Source organism: Syntrophorhabdales bacterium (assembly GCA_035541455.1).
GTDB lineage: Bacteria > Desulfobacterota > Syntrophorhabdia > Syntrophorhabdales > WCHB1-27 > JADGQN01.
On the sequence record DATKNH010000018.1, the window covers coordinates 1 to 7,502 of the forward strand.

At 53.7% G+C, this 7,502-nt stretch carries 5 protein-coding genes; 4 read left to right on the top strand and 1 reads right to left on the bottom strand.

What is annotated here, in order from left to right:
* The 4 genes from VMT71_02160 to VMT71_02175 form a co-directional block, all read left to right on the top strand.
* A partial coding sequence (locus VMT71_02160; GenBank protein HVN22746.1) for a molybdopterin cofactor-binding domain-containing protein occupies positions 1–1,729 on the top strand: 1,729 nt, incomplete at its 5' end.
* Between the two features lie 398 nt (positions 1,730–2,127).
* Entirely contained in the window at positions 2,128–3,417 is a 1,290-nt protein-coding gene (locus VMT71_02165) for an efflux RND transporter periplasmic adaptor subunit (protein HVN22747.1), read from the top strand.
* A complete protein-coding gene (locus VMT71_02170; GenBank protein ID HVN22748.1) occupies positions 3,418–4,125 on the top strand; it encodes an ABC transporter ATP-binding protein in 708 nt (235 codons plus the stop codon).
* Positions 4,126–4,252: 127 nt separating this feature from the next.
* Complete coding sequence (locus tag VMT71_02175; protein ID HVN22749.1) at positions 4,253–5,482, top strand: ABC transporter permease; 1,230 nt, start codon at positions 4,253–4,255, stop codon at positions 5,480–5,482.
* Between the two features lie 342 nt (positions 5,483–5,824).
* On the opposite strand, the gene VMT71_02180 is transcribed toward VMT71_02175, so the two are convergent.
* Positions 5,825–7,502: glycosyltransferase family 39 protein (locus tag VMT71_02180; protein ID HVN22750.1), on the bottom strand; the 1,678-nt coding region annotated here is incomplete at its 5' end.

Consider the following 7,502-nt stretch of genomic DNA (forward strand, 5'->3'; position numbering starts at 1 on the left):
TAAACACAAGAAAAGCAATAAAACCCTTACCTACGGCAAGCTCTGCCGCGTTGCCTCCGAGCTTCCCATCCCCCAGAACCCCCCGCTCAAGAAAGAAAGCGAGTTCAGGTACATGGGCAAACCCATGGCCCGTCTGGATATCCCTGAAAAAGTGGCCGGCACCGGTATCTTCGGCCTCGATGTCCAGGTCCCCGGCATGCTCTACGGGGTCATTGCCCGTCCGCCTGCCTACGGAGCGAAGCCAACCTCCTTTGATGAGAAAGCGGCCATGGCAGTCAAGGGAGTCGCGAAGGTAGCCCAAACGCCAAATGGGGTTGCTGTCATAGCCGATTCCACGGCCGCGGCGTTGAAGGGACGCGAGGCCTTGAAGGTGCAATGGGACAAAGGTTCTCACCCTGACATGAATGACGAGTCCGTGGAGAAATCATACTTTGATGGCCTCGAGAAACAGGGCGCTGTGGTGGTAAACAAGGGGGACGCGAAGAAGGCCTTGAGTGAGGCTGCCAAAGTGGTTGAGGCCACATATTTTGTGCCGTTTGTGGCGCATGCTACCATGGAGCCGATGAACTGCACGGCTCATGTGCAGAAAGATCGCTGTGATATATGGGTTCCTACGCAGGGACAGACGCTTACGGTCATGACTGCGGCAGGACTCACCAAGTTACCGCCGGATAAGATAAACGTGCAGACGACATTAGTGGGATGCGGACTCGGACGAAGGGCCCGTCCCGATTTCGTGATCGATGCAGTCACGTGTTCGCAGGCGGTGGGTAAGCCGGTGAAGGTGATGTGGACCCGCGAGGACGACATGAAGTGGGATGCTTATCGTGCTTCCACAGCCCAGAAAATTCGAGTGGGCCTGGACAGCAACGGCAACGTAGTCGGCTGGTCGCACAAGGTTTCATGCACTTCGATTTTGAAGTTCTCGAACCCTGCGGGTATTAAGAATGGCGTGGACGTATACAGCCTCTGGGGTATCTATGATTACGAGAAGACCCCGACCTTCTGCCACACAACCTATGACATCCCTAACTGGTACCTGGAGCAGATTCTTTCAGAGCTGCCTATTCCTGCGGCGCCATGGCGTTCGGTCCAGAATGCACCCAACGCATTTATCATGGAATGTCTTATGGACGAGTTGGCAAAAGCGGCGGGCAAAGACGCCGTTGCGTTCAGGCTGGAACTTCTGAAGAACAATCCACGCGCTGCGCGCACCCTCCAGACGGTCGCGGAAAAAGGCGGCTGGGGGAAACCGGTACCTCAGGGCGTCGGGAGAGGCATTGCCCAGCACTGTTGCTTCGGGAGCAACGTGGCTGCTGTGGCCGACATTTCCGTGAACGAGAAAGACGGAAAGATAAAGGTCCACAAAATCACGTTTGCCATCGACTGCGGCCCGGTGGTGAACCCTGACCCGATAATAGCACAGGCTGAGGGGTGTGCAGTAATGGGCATGAGCACCACATTTATGGAGAAAGTGAGATTCGCGAATGGCGGCGTCAAATCTTCAAATTTCAATGACTATCCCCTCCTCAAGATCAGCGAGATTCCCGAGGTAGAGGTTCACATCATCAAGAGTACAGAGAAGATCGGCGGCATAGGCGAGCCACCCGTGGTGCCGGTGGCACCGGCAATAGCCAACGCGCTCTTCAATCTCACGGGTGCTCGCGTGAGGCGTCTTCCTCTTGACCCAAAAACAGTTCTGGAGGCGCTGAAGAATAAAGGAGCATAGCTGACTTACATTAGGAAAGAATGCCTTTTTCAGGTCCCGCGCACGCTGCGTTGGCGCGGGACCTGAAAAAGGCATCATGGTAATAACAATAATGTCGAGCTAGATTGCCGCATCACGACCATAAGTGTCCCTCGTATATCGCCCTTTCAGTCCCCCGTTACATGGAATCCTCAGTACGGACGCGATTGTGATAAACTCGATCCTGCTGGCACCTCTCTTGCTTACAAAACGAGGGAGTAAGGTTTACGATGTGGTGTCTGGCTGCGGTCTGTGGAAAAAAAGTGTTGAAAGGAGTAGCCTATTTTCAGTGTATGCGTTGCTAATGGCCTTTTGCCCGTGATGATCCGGGTAAGTATTGCAAAAGTGTCCGAACTGTCGTCGATAAAGGCCACAGGTGTATGATGAAGAAAAAGGTCCTGATTCTTGTCGCGGTTCTTCTGGTTCTCGGCGGTGGACTGTTTCTGGGGTTAAAGGGAACGGGCAATAGTCCGAAGTTCAAGACCGCCCGAGTTACCAAGGGGAACATACGCGCAACGGTAACAGCCACAGGCACGATGAATGCGGTGATCACCGTTCTCGTGGGTACGCAAGTTTCGGGAATGGTGAAAAAACTGCATGCTGATTTCAACTCGCCCGTGAAAGCGGGGCAGGTGATAGCCGAGATAGATCCTGCCACCTTCGAGGCGCAGGTTGACAATATGAAGGCTAATCTCCTTCAGGCAAGAGCAATGGTCCAGAAAGATAAAGCGACTCTCGCAGAAACCACAAGAGTCAGAGACCGGAACAGGCAACTCTTTGCGAGGAACCTCATAGCGAGGGCCGATCTCGACACGTCGGAAGCTAACCACGACGTGGCCGAAGCACAGCTGCAGTACGACACGGCGCAGGTAAGCCAGGTTGAAGCGCAGCTGCGCCTTGCCGAAACCAACCTGCGGTACACGAAAATAGTTTCTCCCGTTGATGGGACGGTCGTATCGAGAAACGTCGATGTGGGACAAACTGTGGCCGCAAGCTTTCAGACACCGACTCTTTTTACGATAGCCCGGGATCTCACGAAGATGCAGGTTGACACGAATGTCGACGAGGCAGATGTGGGCAGAGTGGCTCTCGGCCAGATGGTAGAATTCAGCGTTGACGCTTATCCTGACAGGATCTTTCGGGGGACCGTTTCTCAGATACGCATTGCCCCCATCACCGTTCAGAATGTGGTCACGTACGATGTGGTGATCACCGTGGATAACCAGGATTTGAAGTTGAAACCGGGTATGACCGCCAATGTGTCGATCATCGTGGCGAACAAGAGTGATGTGCTGAAAATACCCAACGCAGCGCTGCGTTTCAGGCCTTCGGATAAGGAGCTGGGTAAATCAGCTGCTGAGGTAGCCACGAAAGAAGGTGGAAGACAGGCAGGAGCAGCCGGCGCAGGAGGTGGGCCCCGCAGCGCAGGCGCTGCACAAAGCGGGCAAGTGGCCGTGAAGCAGTCAGGCCAGAGAAGCTACGCTGTCTGGATGCTGGAGCAGGGCGTACTGAAGCGCGTTCCCGTGTCGGTTGGCATATCGGACGGCATGTTCACAGAAGTCGTGAGCGGAGATTTGAAAGAGGGGCAAGACATCATTGTTGAATCCCTGAATACGTCCAAGAAGAACAACACGACGCCGCAATCCGGTCCGCCCAGGTTCATTCGTTAAATGCGACTCATTGAATCAAGAGAAGTGAGGAAGATCTACAGCCTGGGCGACGTGGAAGTGAGGGCACTCGACGGGGTCTCACTTTCCATTGAGAAGGGAGAGTTCCTGGCCATAATGGGTCCCTCGGGTTCGGGCAAATCTACATTTATGAATATCATCGGTTGTCTCGATATCCCGACCGAAGGAGAATATCTTCTCGAAGAGGTTGACGTGGGCAGGCTCAGTAGAGACGAACTGGCGCACATACGGAATCAAAAGATAGGCTTCGTGTTCCAGGGATTTAACCTCCTGCCCAGAACCACAGCGCTCGAGAACGTGGAGCTTCCGCTTCTTTATAATGGTGTCCCGGTGAAGGAAAGACACCAGAAGGCTCTTGCCGCCTTGCGCACGGTAGGGCTGGAAGGAAGAGAGCATCATCATCCCAATCAGCTCTCCGGAGGGCAGCAGCAGAGAGTGGCCATTGCGCGGGCAATTGTGAACGAGGCTCCGATCATCCTGGCTGATGAGCCTACCGGCAACCTTGATACCAGGACGAGCCAGGAGATCATGGAGCTCTTCCAAAAACTGAACAGTGAGTCGGCCATCACCGTTATCCTGGTGACGCACGAACAGGACATAGCAGCGTACAGCCGGCGGGTAATAAGGTTTCTTGACGGGCACGTGGTGAGTGACGAGAAGGGTTCGGGCAAGGCGGGAATTCAACATTGAAGAGCATGTTGCGGGTTGCGAGTTGCGGATTACGAATAGGTGTCCCTGGTTCCGAGTTTTTGGTTACGAGCTCTAACTCGTTAAGCCGTAACAGGTCCTTGTCTGTAACTCGCAACAGGTTTCAGTTATGATCAACATCCCCTGGACGACCCGGATAGCTCTGCGTGCCCTGCGCGTAAATAAGATGCGTTCCGCACTAACAATGCTTGGTATCATCATAGGGGTGGGCGCTGTTATTGCTATGCTTGCCGTGGGTACCGGGGCGAGCCAGCAGATAGCGGATCAGATATCGAGCATGGGCAGTAATCTCCTTATTGTTTCGCCAGGAAGTCAGACGTCGGGCGGTGTGCGGATGGGCTTTGGGAGCCAGCAGACACTTACCTTGAACGACTCGGACGCCATCCTGAGAGAATGTCCTGCGGTGCAGGAAGTTGCGCCCATTCTCAATGGCGTGGCGCAGATAGTGTTCGGTAATCTGAACTGGTCCACCAGCGTGTATGGGACGTCGCCAGGCATCCTTGCAGTGAGAGACTGGTCCCTTGCATCCGGCAGGCCCATGACCGATGACGACGTGAGAAGTGCAACCAAGGTTGCTATCCTCGGCCAGACGATAGTTGAAAATCTTTTTGGGGGCATTGACCCTATCGACCAGGTCATCAGAATAAAAAAGATCCCCTTCAGGGTGATCGGCGTGCTGTCGGAAAAGGGGCAATCGATGACGGGGCAGGATCAGGACGACACCATCTTTGTGCCTGTCACGACCGCCCAAAAGAAACTTTTCGGAACTGCCTTCGCGGGCATGGTGAGGATGATCACGGTAAAAGCAAGAAGCTTCGAGGATCTTGAAAACGCGGAAAACCAGATAAGAGATTTGCTGAGGCAGCGGCATCACATAAGCGCACGACAGGATGAGGATTTTACCATACGGAACCTTACGCAGATGATGCAGGTGACTGAGCAATCGACACGCGTGATGACTCTTCTCCTTGGCGCCATAGCGTCGGTTTCATTGCTTGTTGGGGGTATCGGCATCATGAACATCATGCTCGTCTCGGTCACGGAGAGGACCAGAGAAATAGGCATAAGAATGGCGATAGGTGCAAAGACGTGGGATATCCGCCTCCAGTTCATCATGGAAGCCGTGATACTCTCTCTCATAGGCGGTTTTGTGGGTGTACTTGCGGGACTGTCCGGATCCGAAGTGATCTCGCTCGCTGCAGGTTGGAGAACGGTCGTCTCCATGCCGTCTGTTTTTGTTGCGTTCGTTTTTTCGGGAATGGTTGGTATATTTTTTGGCTTTTATCCGGCGTATAAGGCTTCGCTACTCAATCCTATCGACGCACTCCGGTACGAGTGATCATAACGATTTGGATTCACGTGTATACCCTCGTTGTCGCTGCGTCACGCTCCTCGACGTACTAGCAGTACGCCTGCGTCGGTTCCTCGCTGCCGCGCGGGGTACCCGGCCGAAGGTTGGGTCGCCCACGCGAATCCAAATCGTTACGACGCATCCCGAGTAACTGCACCATTCTGTTCGCCAGTGCTTGAGCGCCTCGCTCTCTTGGATTCAAATCCTAATATCGAATTCCTAAATCCTAAACAAATTCAAATATCAAATATCCCAAACGAAAATGCCGTGTTCGAATGTTGAGCATTCAATATTGTTTAGGATTTAGATATTAGGATTTGGAATTTTGCCTCATCGCAATGAAGTTTCGGGGGCGAAGCGGAGGAGGGCGTATTGCCCTCGATTTTCGTTCATGCCCGGTTCTTGAGTCATGACAGCCTGCAGAATAGCACGCTCCTCAGGTTTGCTGAATTCTTCGAGGACTTCCAAATCGGCGATCAGAAACCCGTCGGGGTGATCCTTCTGAAACTTTTTGATCTGTTCGATCGAATAGAATACGTTGAGATTGTCGCGCTTTAAATAGAAGAGGAGAGACGCATCCTCGCCGAAGAGGCCAATTCTTTCAGCCTCCACGTTGGCGAGCTGGCGTGCGGCCTCAGAGCAGAAGGCTCGCAGGGTGCGCCTTCCCTCGACAAGCTGCATGCCTGCGGTGAAGCCCCCGAGGTCAAGAAGAAAAACAAATAGGAAGATCAGCGCGATGCACTCTTTCTCCTTTCTCCTTATGAGCAGGTACATCCCCAGCAAGCCCGCAAGGAGCGTGCTCAGTGAGACTGCAATGAAGTAATAGCGATACGCGGCGGACACCGGGTACAGGTAGATAATCGCATAAAGGATCGAAACGCCCGCAATCGCAATCAGTGCAGAGGTTGCAAAGGCTGCGCTTTGCATGAGGCGCCAAGCATTCTTCTTCGCTGTCTCAAGCCACCTAGAGACCACTGCTCCTGTGATCAGAGCTAGAGCCGGAACGAGGGGAAGTATGTAGTAGCTCCTGCGAGAGCCTGACAGGGTGAAGAAGAGAAAGATCGCGGTCGCGACGAGGGCTGTCCATCTGCGGGGCTCACCGGCATCCAAGCGTTTTATTTCCAGGAGCGATCCCACAACGAGAAATGTCCATGGAGCCGAGAACATGACGCCATAGACGAGATAAGTGTACACGGGCCCGCGGTGATCAAAAGGGGAGAAGAAGCGGAGCACATTCTCTTTCCACATCAGTTGAACACCAAGCCACGATCCGGTAATTAGAACCGGAAGCAGGAGAAGAAAGAGAAAGACCACTGTACCGACGAAGACTCCTGCGAGCCCTTGCCAGGAGGCAATCCAGAGAAACTCTTTTCCGAAGAAACGTCTGTAAGGGTTCGACTCTGAGCCCTTGTCTTGCGATTTGACGTCTTTCCATCTCAGTACTGCGGTGATCATGCTGTAGGAAAGAAGAGCGCTCACGCTGAGCGCGGGCGCAACCGGCCCCTTGAAGAACGCAGCGATAGCACCGGAGCCATACAGCAGTAGGACGTATTTCAGGCGGCCCTCCTGGGCGCCTGCCAAAAAGCACCAAAACATAAACCAGATGCCCAAGAGGTTAAATAATTCTGCTGAAGCAACCCGCGCCCAGAAAACAAACATGGCCGACGTCATGAGGACGAGGCTTGCCAGTACGCCTGCCACAGTGCCGAAAAGGCGCTTGCCTATAACGAAGATAAGGAGTACAGTCGCAATGCCGGCAAGTGCCCCGGGTATGCGCAGAACAGATTCGGTAAGTCCAAAACTTCGCACCAATGGCAGCATAATCCAGTGGCTGAGCAAGGGCTTATCGAAATCGATGATGCCGTAAACTTTCGGGACAAAGTAGTTGCCCGATTGAAGCATTCCCTTCACGATCAGCGCCCACCTGCCTTCGGGTCCCCAGAGGGATCGTATGGACAGACCCACGCAAAATATCAGGCCGCTTAAACAGGCGATGCCAGCGAATGCG

Excerpts from the sequence above, each read along its gene's own strand:
- VMT71_02165 (HVN22747.1), top strand. The coding sequence starts at position 2,128 with ATGATGAAGAAAAAGGTCCTGATTCTTGTCGCGGTTCTTCTGGTTCTC.
- VMT71_02170 (HVN22748.1), top strand. The coding sequence starts at position 3,418 with ATGCGACTCATTGAATCAAGAGAAGTGAGGAAGATCTACAGCCTGGGC.
- VMT71_02175 (HVN22749.1), top strand. The coding sequence starts at position 4,253 with ATGATCAACATCCCCTGGACGACCCGGATAGCTCTGCGTGCCCTGCGC.